This is a genomic window from Sedimentibacter sp. zth1 (assembly GCF_017352195.1).
Classification (GTDB): Bacteria; Bacillota; Clostridia; order Tissierellales; family Sedimentibacteraceae; genus UBA1535.
Genome location: NZ_CP071445.1, coordinates 3,085,791 through 3,109,076 on the forward strand (window position 1 = coordinate 3,085,791; position 23,286 = coordinate 3,109,076).

The window sequence follows — 23,286 nt, forward strand, 5'->3', positions numbered from 1 at the left end:
ATGATGAAAAAGTATTTGAAATTTACGAATCCTTATATTAGAGTTGGAATAGTTTTGATAATAATTCCTATATTTTTAGCAATATTTGTACCAGTTTTAGCAAAATATGATCCAAGCGTAGTTAACCCTCTGAATAGATTGCAATCGCCATCATTAGAGCATCTAATGGGAACTGATGATTTGGGTAGAGATGTCTTTTCTAGGACATTGTTTGGTATAAGAACATCTTTGATAATTGGTTTTGCTGTGACTCTTATAAGCCTATTTATTGGTGTGTTTACTGGTATAGTTGCAGCATATTATCCAATAACATCTGGAATTATTATGAGATTTATAGATGGAATCATGGCATTTCCGACAATAATATTTGCTATTGCATTGGCAGGTGTTTTGGGCTCAGGCATAACAAATATAATAGTAGCGTTGGCAGTATCATATTTCCCAATGATTACAAGAATAACGAGAAATGCAGTTTTAGAAGTAAAAGAAATGGAATATGTTAAGTCAACTATTTCAATAGGAAAAAATGATTTGTATATTATTTTTAAATGTATACTACCCAATATTATTTCTCCGATTATAGTGCAAACGACTTTTACATTTGCTATGGCCATATTAAATGAATCGATTTTAAGTTTTTTGGGAGTAGGAATTCAGGTGCCACTTCCAAGTTTAGGTGGCATGGTTAATGACGGCAGAAATTATATGATGATTGCGCCTTGGATTATAGTATTTCCAGGGTTAACAATCTCGTGGATAGTATTAGCACTTAATATAATTGGAGATGGACTTAGAGATTTTTTTGATCCCAAGCACTAATAATAAATATTAGAGAGGTAAAGATGGAAGATTTATTACAAATTAATAATATGACTATTGAAGCTAAAGAAAAGCATGAAAATATTACAATAGTTGATGATATATCTTTAAAATTAAAATATGGGCAGACCTTGGGAATAGTTGGTGAGTCTGGATGTGGAAAAAGTATAACAGCCCTAAGTATTTTGGGGTTGCTTAGAAATAAATTATCCATAACAAAAGGTGAAATAATTTTTGAAAATGCAAATTTAGCAACTATGAATAAAGAAAAATTAAGGGATATATGCGGTAATGAAATTGGAATGATATTTCAAGAACCAATGACAGCCCTAAATCCTTTGTTTACAATAGGCAGACAAATTATAGAACCACTTAGAATACATTTAAAATTGTCAAAAAAAGAAGCTAGGAAAAGAAGCATAGAGTTGCTTAATACAGTTGGAATAAATAATCCGGAAGGTGTATTAAAATGTTACCCATTCCAGTTTTCAGGTGGTATGCGTCAACGTGTTATGATTGCTATTGCAATATCATGCACACCTAAGCTGCTAATTGCAGATGAGCCGACTACTGCACTAGATGTAACTATACAAGCACAAATCTTGCAAATATTAAAGAAATTAATTAAAGATAGAGGAATGTCATTGTTGCTGATATCACACGATTTAGGGGTTATATCTAAATTGTCTGAGCAGATAATAGTTATGTATTCAGGTGAGATAGTTGAAAATGATACAGTAGACAATATTATTAATAATCCTTTACATCCATATACTCAAAAGCTTTTAAGTGCAGCAACCGAATTATCAAGTGATTGCGAGTATTTATCAGTTGTAAATGGTTCAGTACCAAGACCAGAGGAAAAAATTGTTGGTTGTAAGTTTTCAGCACGTTGTGAATATTGCAAGGATATATGTCTAAAACAAAGACCTCCACTCACAAAAAAATCAACAAGTAACGGATTAATAAAATGTTGGAAGTATGATAGCAAGTATAGTCTAACGGAGGAAAACTAATCTAATGGAAAGTAGATATTTACTAGAGGTTAAAAATATATCCAAGAAGTTTACATCAAATGGACGCTCTGTTAAAGCGGTAGACAATATCAGTTTTGAAGTGTACAAAGGTGAAACTTTTGCTATTGTTGGAGAATCGGGATGCGGTAAATCAACAACAGGGAGACTGATTTTAAGATTAATTGATTCAGATTCAGGAAAAATTTATTTCAAGGGAAAAAATATAGTTAATATGTCTAAAAAGGATTTTAGAAAAATTAGACCGTCAATGCAAATAGTTTTCCAAGATCCATATGCATCTTTAAATCCACGTATGACAGTAGGAAAACTTATTGCTGAGCCCGTAAAGATAAATAAAAAACTAGATAAGTTAGCAGTAAAACAAGAGTGTGAAAGGTTAATTCAAAGTGTAGGATTGGAAATAAATGATTTAAAAAAATACCCACATGAATTTTCTGGTGGTCAACGTCAAAGAATTGGTATTGCGAGAGCGATAGCTACTAAACCAGATTTAGTAGTTTGTGATGAACCAGTTTCAGCATTAGATTTATTGGTACAAGCACAAATGCTAAATTTACTTAAAAACATACAAAAGGAATTTCAATTTTCATATATTTTTATATCTCATAACCTGTCAGTAGTCAAACATATGAGTGACAGGATAGCTGTTATGTATTTTGGACAGATTGTTGAGATAGGAAAAACACAAGAAATATTTGAAACACCGTTGCACCCTTATACACGTTTACTATTGAATTCTGCATTGAATATAAAGCCTAACAATGATATTTACAATGAGAACGAGAATGTAATTGAATATAATAATGATAGATTTAGCGATGATATTAATTGCTGTAAATACATAAATAATTGCGCATATGCAACTGAAGAATGTTTGAATCTTAATAATAATTTATATAAGGTTAGTGACACTCATTATGTTTCATGTAGACAATATTCAAGTTTTAAGTAGAACAGTATTAATTAATCAACAAATATATATATTGATAATTAAATTAAAACATCATGGAGGAAAAATGAAAAGTAGTATTTTAAAAAAAGCAATTGTTTTGGCAATGGTATTATCATTTGCTATGACATCTTTAACAGGTTGCGGGTCAAAAGTTGATGATACAGATAAAAATGTTGATTCTAATGTTGATAATAACGCAAGTGATGAACCGGTATATGGTGGAGAAATAACTGTAGCATTCCAATCAGCTCCAGAAAATTTTGACCCTGACCATTCTTCATCAGATTGGGTAGTAACAGCGGTTACAAATCATGTATATGAGGGATTATTCGAGTTTAATGCAAATAATGAAGCAGTTCCACAATTGGCAGAGTCATATACAGTGGTTGATGATGGAAAAACATATGATATTGTTTTAAGAAAAGGTGTTAAATTTCAAGATGGAGATGAATTGAAAGCAGAAGATGTAAAGGCATCTATGGATAGATGGTTTGAGGTTAATCCAGCTGGAATTGCTATAGCAAAAGATTTAATTTCTGTAGATATAATCAATGATTATGAAATAAGTGTTAAATTTTCAAAGGTATATGCTCCATTTATCAATATTTTAGCATCACCAGTATCTCGTCAAAAGATGCTAGTGAAGAAAAAAGAAATAATTGATAAATTTGGTTCGTCAATAATTACAGAACATATTGGAACAGGTCCTTTCTATTTTGACGAAATAGCTATGGGTCAAAAAGTAGTTTTGAAAAAGTATGAAGAATACTCACCAGTAGATTCTACTTCATCAGGCTTAGCTGGTAAGAGAGTTGCTTATTTAGATAAGGTAACAATAGAATTTGTGCCAGAAGAAAGTGTAAGAGTTGCTGGATTAGAAAGTGAACAATTTTCTTTTGTTGATGAAGTCTCAAATGATAGATATGATGAACTTGTACAATTTCCAAAAGTATCTCCAACTGTTTGTAACTTCGGAACAATGGGTATTGTGGCTTTTAACTGCGGAAAAGAACCATTTGAAGATGTGAATTTGAGAAGAGCAGTTGCTTATGCAATAAATCCAACAGAAATGGCAACAGCACAAGTTGGTGATAGTAAACTTTGGAGTGTTGAAGATGGTTCATGGTTCAAAAAAGGGACTATTTGGTATGACGAAACAGCTGGAGATGGAATATATAACAATCAGGATATAGAAAAAGCTAAGGATTATGTAAAAAATTCAAACTACAATGGAGAACCAATTATTATTCTAGGTACTAAAGCAGATTTGTTTACAAGCAGTGGTGCATTAGTGTTGCAAAGCCAACTAAAAGAAATAGGATTAAATGTTGAAGTTGAACTTTATGATAAATCTACTTATTTTGATTATTTAAAAGCTGGAAAATGGGATATAAATATTTCTCGTTGGAGCGATATGAATCCAGATCCACAAGTTTTTGAACCTTGGACAGGTACAAATGGATGGATTACAAACTGGAATGATGCTGATTCAAAGAAAATGGATGAGATATTTGATAGAATGGTTTGTGAAATGGACTACGATAAAAGATATGAAATAGTAAAAGAATTCTATGATGAATTTTGGAAAAGTGTACCTTACATAAAAGTGTTCAATGACAAAAGAGTATATGGTATTAATGACAGTTTAAAAGGTTATGCTGGATATGGACAACCATATTTTTGGAATGTTTGGGTATCTAAATAAGGAGAATTACAATGAAAAATAAAAATGTGATGCGTGCAACATTAGCATTAAATTTGATGAGGAATATTATTGGAATTAAATTTATAGATTTTAAAGAAGATTTTGATATAATTGATGTTGCTTTACCGCAAAAAAAAGGTCCGCTTTGTTATCATGCAAGACAAGCTATGGATGGAAATTTATTTAAAGCTACTGAAGATTATGTTACATGTGATTATGCAAGGTATGCAATTGGATTGTCGAAGCCTGATAATACAATAGTTGAAGGTAGAAGTTATAAATATTGTGGATTATACGAAAGCAATTCTATATCTAAAAATATAGTTACTAGTATGAAATATATTAATCAAGATATATATGGCATGGTGATGGGTCCATTGAATTTAATGGATGATGCAGATGTAGTAATTATTGCAGATTACGCTGAAACAGTTATGAGAATAATGCAAGGCTATGCTTATAAGTTTGGAAATCCGGAACAGCTTAGTTTTTTTGGAAATCAAGCTATGTGTGCAGATTTAATTTCTAAGCCTTTTTCAAATAATGATATTAATATTTCACTTATGTGTAAAGGTACTAGAGCTAATGGTCAATTTGATAAAGGTGAAATAGGAGTAGCTGTTCCAATAGGAATGTTTGATTCGTTGGTAGATGGAATTGTAAATACGGTAAATCCAGTTACATATGCTAATGAAAAAAGACAAATTTTAAGTAAATTAGACTGTGAAGATGATTTAGGAATAAAAATTGATGTTGACTATAATTATGGATTAGGGTTAAAGGCTTACGATAGTAAGGTGCAAAAATTTAAAAATCTAAATAATATATAAATATTAAAGGATAGAGCTAACGAATGAAAGCGATAGCTCTATTTTTTTTTAAAAAACATATTTTTAAGATGCAAAATATGTTACAATATAGTATAATTTATTTTATTTTACGGCTAAAATGGAGTTAATATGAAAACAAAAAAAATAGTGATATTATTGGTAATTATGTTGATAATGATAAGCTCGAATACTAATATTAATGCCCAAAACTCAAATACCGTCAAGGTTGCAATGTTAAGTATACCAAACTATATTGATATAGATGATGAAGGCAATCCATATGGATATGCAGTTGAATACTTAAATGAAATAAAGAAATATACAAATTGGGATTATGAGTACATACCAATGTCAATGATTGAAGCTGAGAATGCATTGGCTGAAGGTAAAGTTGATATTGTTGTTGGAATGCCACATACAGAAGATAATCAAAATTTATTCTACTTCTCTAAATTTGATATGGGCTATAGTACGGATATGTTATGTGCTATAAATGATAAAAATTGTTATGCCTATAATGATTTCAAAAATTTTAAAGGTATAAAAATTGGAGCAGTCAAAAACTCAAAGGTTCAAAAAGATAATCAGGCATACATACAAAAAAATATTAGCTTTGCAACATTTGTATTGTATGATAATGAAAAAGAAATGTATAAGGCACTACAAAATGGTAAAATTGATGCGGTATTGATAAACGATATTAGTTATAATTCGAATTATACTGTTATAGCCAATTTCAATGTTAAACTGTTATATATCGCTTCAAGCTTTCACAATCGTCACATATATGCAGGTATTAAAAACGCACAAGAGCAAATCTATTTAAGAGACGTAAACTTTAATAGTGAATTGAATAAAAAATATTTAAATAATAAAGTATGTAACAATATTTTTACTCTAAATGAGCAGGAATATATAAAAAACAGACATTCTATTAATGTTTATTATTGTGTAAACGGAGAATTCTCACTAGATGAAATTAATAAACAAAACTTTGAAATTCAAGTTGAGATAGTTAACTACGTTGCAGAAAAATTGGGGTGGAAAGTTAATGTAATAAATAATTATAGTAATAGTTCTATCATAGGAGTTAAAGATTTTGAGAAAATAATCAACTCTGACATAGTAGATGTATATCCTAGTTTTAAATATAATAAAAATTATGCTGAAGATTTAGGAATGCATGTCACATTTCCATATTTACAGGTTAATCATTACAAAATACAAAGGAAAGAGTTTGGATATAAGGACAAAGGAAAACTTATTGTGGCTGCAGTACGTAATAATAATTTGACAAATGAATATGTACTTTCTAAATATAATAGATATCAAATATTATGGTATAAAAATGATGATGAATGTCTTAAGGCTGTAAGTAATGGTAAGGCGGATATAACCTATACAAATACATTTACTGCTGAGTACTATTTAAATTCATATGATTATCAAAATTTATCTATGTCAAATATTGATTATGAGTATGATTTATGCTTTGCAGTTCCGAAAAACAGAAACAAAGTACTTGTGCAAATAATAAATAAAGTGATTAACAGTATACCAAAGGAAAAAATGAATGACATAATAGCAAAAAACACTTTATATAAACATAATTCTAACACACTAAAGTCATTTATATATGAAAATTCACTTTTATGTACCGTTATAGCAATTATTTTTGCAGCGTTAGTCATGTTTTTAGTTATGTTGTTCGTAACAAACAGATTGATTACGAAAAAAAATAAAGAGTTAAAAAGAGCAAATGTAGTAAAAAATGAATTTTTTTCACGAGTGAGTCATGATATTAGAACACCAATGAGTTCAATTATCGGTCTTTCTAATTTAGGTGTAGAAACTAAGAATAGTGATACCTCAGCTTCATATTTTAAACAAATAAACAATACCTGTAAATATTTGTTGGGTGTTTTAAATGATACTTTGGATATAGGTAAAATTGATAGTAAAAAAATTAAATTGAAATTGGAACCTTTAGTTCAAAAAGATTTTGTTTCAGATATCAAAAATATAGTTGAAGTAAAAGCAAGAGAAAAAAGCATTGATTTTAATATGTCTTTTAACAATTATAATAATGGTTATGCAATGTTTGATAAACTTCATTTAATGCAAATATGTATTAATTTATTGACAAACGCTATTAAATTTACTCCTAATGGTGGAAAAGTAGAATTTATTATTAATAAATTAGCATTGAGAAAATTAAATGGCAAATATGATATAGAGTTTATTATTCGTGATAATGGGATTGGAATAAGCGAAGAATTTCTACCATATATCTATGATTCATTTAAACAAGAAAATACGGATAATATGATATCAAACAATGGTATTGGATTGGGGTTAACTATAGTAAAAAATCTTGTTGAGTTAATGGGTGGAAGTATATATGTAAAAAGTGAAAAAAACAAAGGAACAGAATTTTCTGTTATTTTACCAACAAAAATAATAGAAAGCACAGAAAAAAGAGATGAAAGTATAAATGAAGCAAATGATCATATAAATCTTAATAACAAAAGAGCATTATTAGTTGAAGATAATCTATTGAATTCTCAAATAGTTAAAAGTATACTTGAAAGTGTAGGCATGATTGTTGAACAAGCGGAGAATGGTAAATTAGCATTAGAGATGTTTAAAAATTCATCTATCAATTATTACAGTGTAATACTAATGGACAACAGAATGCCAATTATGAACGGATTAACTGCAACTAAACTAATTCGTGAGCTTGATAAGGATGATGCAAAAGAAGTACCAATTATAGCAATGACTGCTGATGTTTTTAGTGATGGTATGGAAGAAATTTATGCTGTAGGTATGAATAAGTGTTTGATAAAACCAATTGATTCAGAAATATTATTTAATACTTTAGAAAAATTTATAAAAAGTACATAATAAAATTGACTAGAACTAAAATCTTAATGGAGTTTACTACTTATGAATAATTATATATACTTAATATTGTCTAGAAGTAATACTGCACCAGCAAAGCTAATTAGATTTTGTACAAAAAGTGAAATAAGTCATGTTTCTATATCAATGGATATGTCTTTACACAGTATGTATAGCTTTGGCAGAAAAAAAGTTAATAATTTTTTATGTGGTGGATTTATTTGCGAAGATTTAGATGGTGATTTTTACACTAAATATTTTAGTAGTTATGTTTATGTATATAGAATACCTATATCGTATCGAACGTGGAACAATTTAAATAACTATTTAGAATATATATATCAAGTAAGAAATAAATACAAATATAACTTTTTAGGAGTATTTACAACATATTTTGGTATAGGTATAAATAGAAAGCATTGTTATTTTTGTTCAGAATTTATTGCTGAGATACTGTTAAAGTTTAAAATATGTAAAATCAAAAACGACATACATACCTATAGACCTGAGTACTTTAAAGAATTAGATAACAAACAATTGGTTTATGAAGGAGAGATATGTCAATATAAGAATTTTTTAAATGATAATAATTTTCTTGAACAAAAGGAAGTTGCTTTATAAAATTTTTTTGGAGTTATAAGCTATGAAATACAAAACAAATGTAATGAGAATCTTAGATAAAAGCAAAGTAATATATAAATCATATGATTATACCAAAAGTGATGCAATTAGTGGAATAGAAGTTACAAATGCATTGAACCAGAATTCTTCACAGGTTTTTAAAACGTTAGTAACAATTGGTAAAACGAACAAAAACTATGTATTTGTGATACCAGTTGCATATGAATTAGATTTAAAAAAAGCCGCAAAAGCCGTAAATGAAAAATCAATAGAAATGATTAAATCAAAAGATTTGTTAGCCACAACAGGATACATACATGGTGGATGCTCACCAATAGGAATGAAAAAAAACTTTGTAACTATTATAGACATAAGTGCTAGAAATTTTGAAACAATAATATTTAGTGCTGGTAAAATAGGTTATCAAGTAGAGACATCACTTGAAGGGCTAAAAAAAATTATTGAATTTGAATTGGTTAATATAGTTAAATAATAAAAAATAAAGTATCCTAAAGTTTATATTAGGATACTTTATTTTTTATCTTCAAATTTCTTAGGGTTTTTGTTTGAATTATAAAAACTACAACTCCAGTAATAATTAAGTATAGATAAAAACTTACACCTCTTGAAAGAAGCATTGCAGTATCAATTAAGTATACTGGATACAATAATGAAAATAGCTTTAAAAATCCACTTTCACTTACACCAACACTTCCAGGTAGTGGTATAGAAGAAATACACATTTGCAAAACAGTTTGCAATGATAATACACTTAAAATTGAATAACCTGATAGAGAAAATGATTTGTATATAAAATATGGAACTATATTCATTGCGCAAATTTGAACAATTGTAACAAGCATTATACGCAAAATTAATTTTTTGTTTTTCTTTATATATATTGCTCCTTGTTGGTATTTTTCAACACCCTCAATCATGCTTATTTCTATATTATCTATATTTTTTATTTTAAATTTAGTAAGTATTTTAACAACAAAATTAATAATAGCTTTAATTATATTTTTTGAAAATAAAGCAAAAGTAATAAATACAAGTACTATAATATTTAATGAACAACCAAATATTAAAATTAATTTAAAATTATTGCTGATGTGTAAAAATAAATTTGGCTGTATGCAAAATAATATTAATGACAGAACAATTGATACTAACTGATAAACAGCTAAAACAATCAACAATATAAGCGTAGAATGTGGTATGTCTATTTTGTCTTTTTTCATGTAATATATTTGCATCGGTTGACCTCCAGAAGCTGAAGGCGTTATTGAGCTAAAGAAAAATCCTATAAAAGAGTATTTCAAACATTTTAAAAAGCTAAGCTTATAGTTAAATATAGATGATAGCATTTTTATGTTTAGTGCTTCTGAAGACATAAAAATAAGCATACATAGAGATGCTATGAATATATATATTCTATTAACATTTTTCAGTGAATCAAATATGTTTTTTATATCACTATTTCTAAATAATAAAAAAAATGTAGCAAAAACTAAACACATAAAGAATATTATATTGACGAATATTTTTTTATTAGACATTTTATCTTTCATATAATTTTTCAACTCCTATAAATTCATAACTTTCTTTCAACCAAATAGGTATAACTTTTTCGAGTGCTTCTAAGGTTCTTATAGGAGCATGATTTTTTCCTCTACCATCATGCAAACAAATAATACTTCCGTTTTTTACTCTTTTTAACAACTTGTTTTGAATAATATCTGGTGTTGTATCACTTAACCAATCTTCTGCCATAACATTCCAAAATACCATTTTGAGATTATATATTTTGCTCATGAGAATTGTTAAGAGATTTACATGTCCCCATGGAGGACGGCAATATTTTATATCAATATTTAAATTCTTAAATATTTTCATACTTTGTTTAAAGTCATTAATAGCATCGTAGGGAGTTTGAATAAGTGCATTGTGATGTTTTTGAGAGTGCAGTCCTATACTGTGCCCAGATTTAATGATTTTTTTAACTACCTCTGGATTAGCAATTGCAAAATCAGCAACCATAAAAAATGTTGATTTAACGTTATATTTATTCAGTAAATCAACAATCTTTTCAGTATATATATCACTTGGACCATCATCAAAGGTTAAACATAAATATTTGTGCTTTCTTTGTATATTTTTTGGGTTATATTTAAATACCTTAAAGTATAAAGTTGGTAAAATACTATATATACAAAATATAATAATAAAAACAATTAAAATAGTAATTAAAGTTCTAAACATATGCTAACTTCCTTTTGTTTATGTCATTAATCTCTTGTATGATACATGAATCATCAAATTGTTTTTTTATTTTTTTCATGTTATCTTTCATGCTTCTTAACAAAATATCATTATGCACAACATTCAATAATGCATTCACAACGTCTATGCTATCATTATTTTTATTTTTGTAAGACTTGTTTTTCCATTCTACTATACCTAAGTTATTTCTCTCAACATATTCAGCATTATTTATTTCCTGCTTTAAAAATGGATTGAAAATAAAAATAGGTGTTTCAGAATTTATAGCTTCAAAAAGTGTTATTCCACCAGGTTTTGATACCAATAAATCAGCTTTTTTCATATAATCATAAACTCTATTAGTGTACATTAGAGCATGTATGTTTTTATAATTAGTAGTTATAAGATTGTATAGTTGATTGTTTTTTCCAGTGATAATAGTTACTTCAATAGTATCATTGTTATCAAGAGATGATAAAAAGCTATCACTAAAGTTAAATAATCCTAGACCTCCACCCATAATCAATATTTGTTTTTTATTTTTTGAATTTATTGATTTATAGTTTGATGTTGTATTATGCTCTGTTTTAAAATTAGACTTTACCGGAATTCCAACAATTTTAATTTTATCACTTTCAATACCTTTTTTTTCTAATCCGTCCTTAACTTCTTTAGTACCTACAAAATATATATTATTGTTTTTTGATATCCACTCAGAACTATAACTAATATCCGTTATATAGGTATACAACGGTAAATTCTTATTATAAATGCTTTTGTATTCAGATATATATTGACTTGCAATTGGTAATGTTGAAATTACAATATCTGCTTTTTTATTTTTAATTAAATTATCAATTTTTCGCAAGCATGTTTTTTTCATTGGAATAACATTTTTATCATTATTTATTTTAGCACATAAATTATATATATCGCAGCATTTAGATGCTAAAATATTAAAACTATTATATATAAGATTGCTCAAATTTGGAGCTAAATATTCTATAATATCAATTGTATAAACATTTGAGTTTATATATTGTGATTCTATATTATTTTTTATTGCGTTAGCTACTGAAATATGTCCCATGCCGAATCTTCCTGTTAAAATTATTACATTCATTGAATAATCACTTCACCTTCTATTTATTATTACTAGTTAATTATAAGCTATGTAAATTTTCATGCCATAACTTTACCTTACAAATTAAAACGTAACCTTACAATTTTGACATATAGTATGTATTTAATTATAAAAGCAAGATATTAAAAAAGTTTTTAGTTATTATTAATTAATTATTAAATAATTATTAGAAGTAATTATAAATAACCCAATACAAATTACAATGAAGAATCTGTATTGGGTTATACATGTGTTTTGACAATAAATTTAATCTATTAAAATAAAAACTGTAATTTTTTTGACTTTTAAAATGCCATATATTGCAAAATCATAAAATTAATGTATAATAACTATAAAAGGTAGATTTAAAATGGAGGTTTTATGAAAAAATATAATAAAATAATAAGTTCCATTATGGTTTTATTGATTTTATTTTCACAGCCCAATTATATAAATAGTGAAATGGATGCATGGGCTGATGTATCAGAAAACTATGGTGAACTTACAGAATGTACAGAATTGAGTACGTTAGACGCAATGTCAACAACGCTTGCAACAACTAATTCAGCAATTCAGTATAAATCGGATGAACAGGCAGTAGAGGATGACTATTATGCATTGTCGGATTCTACTGTGTCTAAAGGTGCAATGCCAGGTAATGTAGCTGGTGATTTGTACTTTCCTTCTAAGGGCGATAACGGCAGTACTATAACATGGGCTTCTTCAGACGAAACAGTGGTGAAACAAAGTGAAACTGACCCAACAGTAGGAATAGTCTTTAGACCTGCATATGGCTTGCCGAATAAAGATGTAATTATTACGGCAACTATAACCAAAGGTGATGCAAAGAAAGTAAAAGAATTTTATTTTACGATTATTGCTATGGAACCAAATGATGAGGAAAAGGTAGAAATAGTAAAGCAATGGTTAACTGATGAGCTTGTGCTAAACGGAAATAGTTCCGTAGATGTCAAGACAAATCTCTACATGCCAGATGTAAAAAAGGTAATAGTTGAAGTTCCTAATTGGAGTGAACACTTTGTCGAAATATACTGGGAATCAACGGACACTAATGCGGTTGCTCTGGACGGAACTGTAACCAGACCAGATATAGACAAGGCTAATGTGCCGGTAACCTTAAAGGCAACCATGTCCTATGGAGAAGCAATTACTGAGAAAATCTTTAATTTCATAGTTACAAAGGTTGAAGAATTTCCTTTGGCACTTAAGTATGATGATTTCAGTGACTCTGAAAGCCACCTTCGGTTGAATGGCAACTCCGAAATTGCTGATGCTTTGGATTGCAGTGGAAACAGCATAAAAGCTTTGCAACTTAGCAACAACAATACATTAACAGGAGCAAGTGCTTTTACCAAAAACAAGCTTCATCTGAGTGAGGATTTGTCCTTTAGTACAGCCTTTTCCTTCCGCAATGTACATCCTAACTATTCATTGGGAAACAGTGGGTTTGCATTTACATTGCAGTTGGTTGACAATACTTTATGTGACATTGAGAAAATAAATCCAAACATCAGCATTGCTTTTAACTCAAAATATTATAAAGGACAAGGTTCTGGGCAAGCTACAGTATATTCTGTTTCTAATAGTGTATCCGTTTTATATAATGGAAATAATGATGTATCTTATGAAAATGGAAGGTGGAGGAGTATAGGCAGCAGCAGGATACAAGACATTCCCGTGTATAATATATGGATTGAATATGATGGCTCATCAAAAATACTAGAAATTAGATATAGTTTAAATTGTGATAGGCCCAAAAATCCGACTTTGCAATTAAATGATTTTGATATTGGAGCAATCCTTACAAATGGAGAAGAAAGTTTAAGCATTGAGGATGTTCAGGATGTATATGTAGGCTTTACTGGTTTTGCCCTTAATGAGGATAAAACCGATATTTGGGGCTGGTATTTCAAGAATGATTCTACACCTATTGATTTTGCCGCGTATACTTTTATTGATGCGTCCAATATTACACTAACTGCTAACCCTCAGGCAGGTGCATCCTCTAGTACGATAATCGCATCTGTTTCTGGTGTTTGTACTACTCCAGCTGGGATAAAGGTTGATTTCTCAACTTCCTTAGGGTCGCTTAAATCATCCTCGGCAGTTACTGATTTATCCGGAAATGTATCTGTTCAATTAAGTAGTACTGCATCCGGAATTGCTGTTGTCAAAGCGGTTGCAGCAGGAGGTGCAACTACATCAACCAGTGTACAGCTCGTAATTAACGATGATGACATTGTTAATTTTGATAGTAAATGGTTGTCTAATGAGGTGGTTCTTAATGGAAATGCATCTCTTGATAGTATTATAAAAGATCTTAATATGCCTGACTCGGGTCCTAATAGTAGCACAATAAGTTGGACATCAGACAATACTGACGTGGTAGCACTGAATGGAAAGGTGACTACACCGTTACCTGCACAAGGTGATAAGAAAGTTAAGCTTACTGCAACCATATTTAAAGGATCTGCAAAGGTTGTTAAAGAATTCAATATAACTGTCAAAGTTGCGGATGCGGACAAAGCAACAGCTGACATGGAATGGCTAACAGATACGATGGTACTTAACGGTAACAGCTCTTTCAATAGTATTACAACAGATTTAAATATGCCTAAATTAGGTTTATATGGTAGCAACATAATTTGGACTTCCCTAAATGAGGATGTAGTATCCGTAAATGGGAAAGTTACTAGAAAAACATATACTCAAGGAGATCAGAAAAGTGAGCTTATTGCTACCATAATCAATGGCTCAACGAAGGTTAAAAAGTTATACACTATAATAGTCAAGGCATTGGATCCAACAGATGCCGAAGCTGTGGCTTTTGACATGGAATGGCTGACAGATGGCTTGATACTTAATGATGATGAAAGTACGATTAAAAATGTTACAAAAAATCTGAACCTTCCAGTTCTTGGACCTCAAAAATCCATCATTACCTGGACATCTTCAAATGAAGATGTAATAGCAACAAATGGAACAGTGAATTGCCCAAATTACACTAGTGGAAATGCGGTAGTCATATTAACTGCAACTATAACTAAAGGTTCAGAGTTTGTTGAAAAAATATTTAATGTGACTGTAATAGCGCTGAACCAAACAGATAGAGAAGTTGTAATAGCAGATAATGCATGGCTTAATGCTTCTCTTACTTTATGCGAAAATTTGTCGCAATATTCAATTTGCTATAATTTGTCACTTCCTGCTTCAGCTCCCAATGGTTCTTCAATAACGTGGATGTCTGATCTGCCGGAGGTAATATCTGATAGTGGTGTTGTAACTAGATCCGAATATATTCAGGGACATAAATCAGTTAATATGACTGCAACAATTGTAAAAGGAACCGAAAAGATAATAAAAGTATTAAAATACACTGTTCTTTCCTTACCGGATACTGAACCTCCGGAAATAGTGAGTAGTACGCCTGCAAACAACAGTAGAGGTGTTGCTTATGATACTACGCAGATAACAATAACATTCAATGAAAATATAAAAAAAGGAAATCAGGACAGCAAAACATATGGAATAAAACTTTTAGGTTCTAAAACATCGGACTTTTATGTACAAATTGATGACAATAAACTAATCATCACTCTTAATAGTGATATGGATCCTGGAAAAGAGCATGAACTAATTATTCCAACTAGTGCTGTTACTGATATGTCAGGTAATCTGATGAAGGAAGAATTCAGGTTGTCATTTAGCGTTGAACAGAAGCTAATAAATAAAATAGAGGTTATTTCCTCTAGCCCTAAAGATAGAGAGAAGGAATTTCCTGTAGGTTCTGAAATATCATTTAGCTATAGTTACAATGACATTTTTGAGGGCAGGGCATTTGATGATATTTCACTACGTGTTAGGGATGGCGATGAGGTCGATATCAAAAGAAAACTGAGCGGAAATACAGTAACGTTGAGCCTTGAAACTGGAGTTGAAATGAAACCAGGTGCTACATATGAAATATTTATTCCTGAGGGTGCTGTGCAGGACAGATTCAAAAATGACAGCAGTGTAAAAACAATCCTATTTATAATCAAAGGAAACAATACAAGACCTGAAGTAATCAGTACTTATCCATTTGATGGTCAAAATTCAGTTGATATAAATCAAAATATTGAAATTAACTTTTCAGAAGCTGTGAGTCTTGCAGATGGTAAGGTTACACTGAAGGATGATAAAGGGAATTTAGTATATGCTGGTGTAGATAAAATATACTCTGCTCAAAAATGGGTAAATATACGACCTTATGAACCATTGAAGCCAAACACCAAATATACTGTTTCTGTACCATATAATTTTGTTAAGAATATTTCAGCCGACAACATGGCATTTGAATATAGTATGAGCTTTACCACTGGAGCAGATTTACTAGGCATAGAAAAGATATTTCCTACATCAACAGATAAATATAATGGTGCTCCTATTAATACCTCTGTGAAAATTGATTTTTCATCATCCGTAGCAATAACTTCAAAAGCCAACAATATTAAAATTTTGGATTCTATGAATAATCCTGTAGACTTTATTTTAGATGTAATGGATAACGAAGTGATTTTGACACCATATTTTAAGCTAAATACTTCAGAGACTTATACTGTGGATATACCAGATGGAGCATTTGAAAATGTTAACAATGCTATAAATGATGCTATTAAATTCAAATTCACTACAGCTATAAAGCTTAATTTTGGTACTGCTTCATTTGTAGTAAAGCCATCATCAAAATGGTTGGTAAATAAACCAGTAACATTTAGTATTGAAGGGATTGAAAGTGTTTTTAAATCAGCGGGATATGAAATAGATTCTTGTGAATGGATTTTTGGTGATGGATGTACAGTAAGCGATAAAAAACCTAGCCATACATATAGTGCGACAGGAGAATACCAGGTAACACTAAGGTTAAAGGATAATAATGGCATTTTATATGAAATTGAGCAGATAGTAACTATAGCAGGTTATAATTCAAGTTTTGTAAAAATGTCAGTATCGCCAAATGATAATATGGAACTTATGCTTAGTGATAATTATAAATATCCTTCAAACTTTAAACTTTACACAATTGAGATGTCTTATAACGGATTATTTATATCCAATGAACAGGTTAAGGTGCTACTATATAAAAATGGTGTTTTAAAAAAGGATTTTGGAACTGTAGCTACTGGTGTAGGAGATAAAACATACACTAATGAGCGGGGGTTCAGCCATACAGATAAAGGTACAGCTTTCTTTCCTTTTTGGTATCCAAATTATAGATGTGGAACATATGAATTGGTTTTTGTATATGGTAACTTGGAAGATGGAAAGGTAGTTAGAGTACCAGTTACAATAAGTGATAATAGATCTAAACAAACCTTGAGAATAAAGTTGTATAATGAAGATACGGGAAAATTGGTAGACTATAATTTTGGACTATTTTTTGAGCTTGATGGAGAAAAAAAATATGCTGAAAGATTATGGTATGATGATGAAGACGGATACTGTTATATGATTGATGACGTAGAGTTGAAAGAACATAAATTAAAATTGCTATCATCCAATGAAGTATTAACTTATTCCGACGAGAAGATTATATTTCACAATGGAGTAGGAAATGCGGAAATATTGCCTGTGAAAGTTAAGCAACCGGGTCTTAATCGTATTAAGTCTCAGTATTCAGATACAAATAATATTCGTAAAAAGAGTTTTATTCAGAATGTTGAAATGCCACCTGCATTATTTGAATTTGAAGGTGATTGGGATAATCTTACACCTGGATATTATGAGATAAAAACAGATACAGGAAGAGATATAGCTAAGGTATACGAATCTAGCTTTTTATTCAGACCGGCTTATTGCCTACGTCCGGGAGAAAATTTGCTTGTTCGTATGGTTTCACAAGGGGGCATTAAATCTACTTGGTTTAATGCTGGAATAGTTGTAATTCCACAACCAGATTTCAAACATAAAATAAATATCAGCTATGTAAATGGGGAGTATCGTATGAATACACCCATGAGACTAGAGAAATTAATAGGTGATAGTTTATCAATATTTGATGGTGTACCACTTCTAGATAATTCTGAGAGCTTTGGAATTGATAGCGATAATTATACGCTTTTTAGTTCAATGGATAGCTTACGTTGTATAAAGTTTGATTTTGAAGCGGGTGCTTCTTATGGAGTTGAAACCAAGAAGGCAAAAATGGTTTCAACCGGTTATAACGTAAGTGCAAATTTGGGAGCAAGTATATACCTTATGTATGACTCATACGCTAACAAATGGGAATTAACTTATGGTATATATAGATTGGATGGTCACGGTCATTATTTCTGGGAAAAGGGGTACAAGATTCCAAAAATTAATGTTGGAGCAAATGCAAGACTTGAGATGGGATCTAATGTAAATGGAACTTTGATTGTAGACAAACGTGACGGTAGCGAAAGAGAATATAGTGGGATTATACGCTTTGAACCCTATGTTTATGGTTCGATAACTGCTGGGCTAGATTGGGTAAACGTTGAAGGATATGTAGAAGGAAAAGTCGGAAGTGAAGTTCACATTCCAACAGGGTATATTGAGGTTGAACCAAGTATAACTGCTGGTATAGTAGGTACATTTATGACATATAGTGAAAATCTTTATAGTAAGTCACTGCTGAATGAACACTGGGACAACGGTAAAGAAAAAATTCATGTCTCTGCTCGTGCACCAGCATTGCAGCTACTTTCGACGAAGTTTGACATGGAGAATGCAAAGATTGAACCATTGCCAAGAAATTATATTAACCAAGAGTCACAATGGCTGCCTGAAAGCATGTCAGGTAAGGCTGCAAGAAAGAGTATTATGGATACAGTACGTGCAGATGAAACTAATACCAAGTCAGTGATAATGAAAGATAATATTTTTCCAGACGCAGACGTCCAATTAGTACGAAACGACAATGAACTTTGGATGGTATGGACAGATGATAACCCGGGACGCTCAGCAATGAACCGTACACAAACGATGTGTTCGGTATTAAAAGACGGTAAATGGTCGGATCCCGTATGGCTTGGATTGGACAAAACTGCTGATTTTAGCCCAGTATCTGCATCAGCAGGAAACGGTATATTAATGGCTTGGCAAAATATGAAGAAAACTATGCCGAAAGATACTGAAATAGGTGAGTATATTAAAAATGCTGAAATAAGTGTTGCTGAAACTGTTTATGAAGGTACGAGCAGTGATGTGAAAGAAATTATGTTGACAGATGATGACAAATTTGATCATTCACCAAAGCTTGCTGCCAATGGTGATAGTGCACTGCTTGTGTGGACAAAATCCGAGGGATTGCCATTTTCTATGGGAGATGGTATAGATAACTACCGTTCATTGGATAACAGTGATCGTTTGGTTTTTTCAAGTTGGAATGGCAGTACATGGAGTAAACCTTCAGAAATTGAAACCTCCATGCCTACAGTTATGAACTCAAGCCTTACCATACATGAAAAGGAAGGACTACTTCTTTATACCATTGATATGGATAATAATCTTTCTACTCAAAATGATAGGGAGATTTTTGCCAGAATTTACAACGGAAGTTCATGGGGAGAAAAAATATGTATAACTAACAATCAACTACAGGACTCCAATCCCAAGGCAGTATATGGCAATAAAGGATGGTTTATAACATGGTATCAAAATGGAAGTATCATGTATCAGAATGGATTGAATGGAGAAAACAAAACCGAAGAATTCCTTCTGAAAGTGCAAAGTAATTATGAAATAGCAGTTAAGGATGGAGTAAAATCACAGATTGCACTTGTTTATAAAAAAGCAGGTGAAGGTAATACTAGAACATTTTCCACATCTATTTATGATGTAAATAATGACGTTTGGAGTGATGAAATTCCATTAACAGAAGGCGAAACATACATACGTAAATTCAGTCCAGTATTTACGGAGGATGGAAAGCTAAACATTGCTTATACCCAGCCGAAACTAATCACTGAAGTGATTGAAGGCGTTGAATATCAAAATACTAGTAATAAGGTTGACTTGCAAATGCTGACTTATACACCAGTACATGACTTGGCTTTGGATAAAGAGTATGGTTTACAGGTATCACCTGAAAATCCATTGCAGAAAACTATGGCAACTGTATCGGCTACTATTATAAATCAAGGGGATTTTGCTGAAAGTGCAACCCTATATATATACGATGGAAGCCCAGAAAACGGTGTGAAAATAGGAGAAGTAACTGCTACTAAGCCTATACCAGCTCGGTCATCTGCTAAGGTAGAGATTGAATGGCTTGTGAATTCTGGATTAAGAGATGAATACACTATTTATGCTGTTGTTCAGCCTGAAGATGGAGTAACAGAAATTGATATAAGCAACAATATAATTAACCATACGATTTCAACAGCAGATATTGCAGTTACGAGTTTAGAATATAAGAATTTGGCAAATGATGATTATCTAATAATTGCAACAATTGCAAACAGTGGAAGCAGGTTGCTTGAAGGGATAAAAGTACAGCTTAGTAGTGATGTGAGTGGTCAGGTCTTAAAAACTGCTGATTTGGAACAATTAAGACCGGGACAGGAGACTGGTATTAGATTCTTAATTTCTTCCGCTGGTTTAGCGGAGGATGCGGATGGAAAAATAAATATGATGTTGTCTGTCATGCCATCTGTCGGAGTAGAAGAGTTTTCCACAGACAACAATATTTATAAATTTATACTCGAGCCTGATTCAATTGTAGTAGATAGAGTAGATCCTATAAAGGGTGAAACTCAGGTAGGGATTCAAAAGTCATTAACCTTTGGCTTTAATATGAACGTTGAAAAGGGAACAGGATTTGATCAAATAAAACTTGAGGATGATTACTTTAATGTAATAGATATTAACACAACACTGGATGGTAAAACATTAACAGTAACTCCTAAAAACGAAATGGCATATAGTACACATTACGTACTTACAATACCCGTGGATGCTATTGGAGATTCTTATGGGCACACAATGGATGAACCATATAACATGAGTTTTGTTACAACATCAAGCAGCCCAGAGATAATTTTTGCATATCCTGGCGATGAAATGAAATATATAGCTCTAGATTCAGAAATTAAAATGCAATTTAGTCAGGCAATATTAGAGGGTCCTAACTTTGGAAGCATAGCAATGTATGGTTCTGATGCAAAGGAAATTTGTTCTTCAGTATCAATACAAGGAGAATGGCTATATATTCATCCAGTAGGGAATACAAACGGTAATACTCAATATTCAATTATTATTCCAAGGGGTGCAGTTATAAATGACAAAACTGAAGCATTGGAAGAAGACTATACGTTAAGTTTTACGACAGTAGACAATGTAGAAGATAATGATGATGTTGAAGAAGACTTAGGTCAACAGGGTAGTTACACAATATCTCGTCAAACATTGGAGGATGGAACAAGTATTGCGGACATACTGATTGAAGGTGAGTTTATAATCAAGACTGAATCTAATGGTATAGTAACAGCAATAGTTGACCTTACCAATGAAGTTAAGAATGATGGTACTATTCGGATAAACCTGACTGAAGATGCTATAAAACAGCTTATATCGGATAAGTTAGATCTTAAGATTATAACAGGCAAGGGAGATATTAGATTTCCTAAAAATTGGATAGAATCTGTAAGTAAGGACGGAAATATTACTATTACAATAGCTATTAGCAAAAAAAATAATGAAGTTCAAAATGATGTTGTTTCAGACGGAATATTTGATTTTACAATTACAGTTGGAGGTAAGCAAGTAACAGAATTTGACCAGCAACTGGTTGTAACAATTCCTCTTAATATGTCCGTAGTTAAGAATGGTAAAAGAGTTATTGTTTGCAGGTACGACGAAGAAACAAAGAACTGGCAGCCAGTTGGTGGTGTAGCTGATACAGCTGCAGGTACAGTGACTTTCAAAGCAGAACATTTTTCATCTTACGCTGCCTTTGAGATTGTCAAAAGTTTTGAAGATGTTACAAGTGACTGGGCTAAGGAAAAGGTAGAAATACTTGCATCCCGACGCTTGATTTATGGCAAAACAGATAAAACCTATGATCCTAAGAGCAATATTACAAGAGCAGAATTTACTGCTTTAATAGTAAGGTCACTTTATACAGAACTTTTAAAGTGCAAAGGTACTTTTAAAGATATTGCAGAAGGATCATGGTATGCTGATGTAGTAGAAACAGCATATAATTTGGGGCTTGTCGATGGAATAGGAAATAACAGATTTGAGCCCAACGCAAAAATCAGCAGAGAACAGCTGGCAGTAATAGCATATCGTCTATATCAATACAAAAACGGTGACAGAACCACAGACAGTGTTGACTATATATTTGTGGATAACCAGGATATATCGAAATATGCTAAAGAGGCTGTAAAATTTGTTGCAAACGCAGGAATTATGATAGGTGACGGTAGTAGTTTTGAACCGAAACGCAGTACGACCAGACAAGAAGTAGCGGTAGTTCTTTACAGACTTCTTGAGTATATTGGGGAACTGTAAATTATTAAACTGAACAATAATAATAAGACACTCCAAGAAGAATTTATAAAATTATGAAAAAAAATATTGAGTAAAAATTGTAATATAGATAGCTATGTATTTGATAAAATATATAGCTATTTTTTGCGTGCGCCCAGCATGGGCGACAGCTTGACGGTGAAAGTCCGTTATGGGGCTTGGTAGTAGCAACCATTAGCCAAAGACAAGGGTGTCCATCGCGAGGTGGAATCTGAAGGAAGTCGGAGGCAAAATCTCGGTCTGAGGAACACGAACCACATAAAAGGCTGAATTACACTGGATGAGTTTGCGCAACAAAACAAAGTCCAATACTACCCAAAGTGTATACAGTAAATGTGGCAGATATATGAGATGAAGGCGGTCGTTCTTACCTGGGGAGGTCTCATGTGCAAGTTGTGGATATGAATTTAGAAATAACAACCTATACAGTGATGTGTAGCTGAGACATGAGAAGTCAGCAGAAGTCATAGTACTAA

Annotated in this window: 12 protein-coding genes; 9 read left to right on the top strand and 3 right to left on the bottom strand. The window is 31.3% G+C overall.

Translation table 11 applies throughout. From position 1 onward, the window contains the following. The 8 genes from JYG23_RS14550 to ybaK all read left to right on the top strand — a co-directional run bounded on the left by JYG23_RS14550 (position 1) and on the right by ybaK (position 9,361). Complete coding sequence (locus JYG23_RS14550; protein WP_207236398.1) at positions 1–819, top strand: ABC transporter permease; 819 nt, start codon at positions 1–3, stop codon at positions 817–819. A gap of 23 nt (positions 820–842) precedes the next feature. Beyond that, positions 843–1,835, top strand: a complete 993-nt coding sequence (locus JYG23_RS14555) for an ABC transporter ATP-binding protein (protein WP_207236399.1) — start codon at positions 843–845, stop codon at positions 1,833–1,835. Positions 1,836–1,839: 4 nt separating this feature from the next. Beyond that, positions 1,840–2,808, top strand: coding sequence for an ABC transporter ATP-binding protein (locus JYG23_RS14560; RefSeq protein WP_207236400.1), 969 nt, complete (start codon positions 1,840–1,842; stop codon positions 2,806–2,808). A 64-nt stretch (positions 2,809–2,872) separates the two neighbouring features. Continuing rightward, a complete protein-coding gene (locus JYG23_RS14565) occupies positions 2,873–4,513 on the top strand; it encodes an ABC transporter substrate-binding protein (protein WP_242631593.1) in 1,641 nt (546 codons plus the stop codon). 11 nt (positions 4,514–4,524) lie between these two features. Then, the gene (locus JYG23_RS14570) at positions 4,525–5,343 is read left to right on the top strand and encodes a DUF169 domain-containing protein (RefSeq protein WP_207236401.1); all 819 of its coding nucleotides are present in this window, start codon (positions 4,525–4,527) and stop codon (positions 5,341–5,343) included. Between the two features lie 129 nt (positions 5,344–5,472). Beyond that, complete coding sequence (locus tag JYG23_RS14575) at positions 5,473–8,250, top strand: ATP-binding protein (protein ID WP_207236402.1); 2,778 nt, start codon at positions 5,473–5,475, stop codon at positions 8,248–8,250. A 42-nt stretch (positions 8,251–8,292) separates the two neighbouring features. After that, positions 8,293–8,868, top strand: coding sequence for a hypothetical protein (locus tag JYG23_RS14580; protein ID WP_207236403.1), 576 nt, complete (start codon positions 8,293–8,295; stop codon positions 8,866–8,868). 22 nt (positions 8,869–8,890) lie between these two features. Beyond that, positions 8,891–9,361, top strand: coding sequence for a Cys-tRNA(Pro) deacylase (ybaK, locus tag JYG23_RS14585; RefSeq protein ID WP_207236404.1), 471 nt, complete (start codon positions 8,891–8,893; stop codon positions 9,359–9,361). Positions 9,362–9,389: 28 nt separating this feature from the next. Here the strand turns inward: ybaK and JYG23_RS14590 are convergent, their stop codons facing one another. The 3 genes from JYG23_RS14590 to JYG23_RS14600 are packed head-to-tail and all read right to left on the bottom strand — an operon-like array spanning position 9,390 to position 12,253. Beyond that, positions 9,390–10,439, bottom strand: a complete 1,050-nt coding sequence (locus JYG23_RS14590; protein ID WP_207236405.1) for a lysylphosphatidylglycerol synthase transmembrane domain-containing protein — start codon at positions 10,437–10,439, stop codon at positions 9,390–9,392. Beyond that, complete coding sequence (locus JYG23_RS14595; protein WP_207236406.1) at positions 10,429–11,130, bottom strand: polysaccharide deacetylase family protein; 702 nt, start codon at positions 11,128–11,130, stop codon at positions 10,429–10,431. The genes JYG23_RS14590 and JYG23_RS14595 overlap by 11 nt, the downstream gene beginning before the upstream one ends. Beyond that, complete coding sequence (locus JYG23_RS14600; RefSeq protein WP_207236407.1) at positions 11,123–12,253, bottom strand: glycosyltransferase; 1,131 nt, start codon at positions 12,251–12,253, stop codon at positions 11,123–11,125. The genes JYG23_RS14595 and JYG23_RS14600 overlap by 8 nt, the downstream gene beginning before the upstream one ends. 381 nt (positions 12,254–12,634) lie before the next feature. On the opposite strand from JYG23_RS14600, the gene JYG23_RS14605 reads away from it, so the two are divergent. Next, complete coding sequence (locus JYG23_RS14605; protein ID WP_207236408.1) at positions 12,635–22,792, top strand: immunoglobulin-like domain-containing protein; 10,158 nt, start codon at positions 12,635–12,637, stop codon at positions 22,790–22,792. Positions 22,793–23,286: the final 494 nt, after the last annotated feature.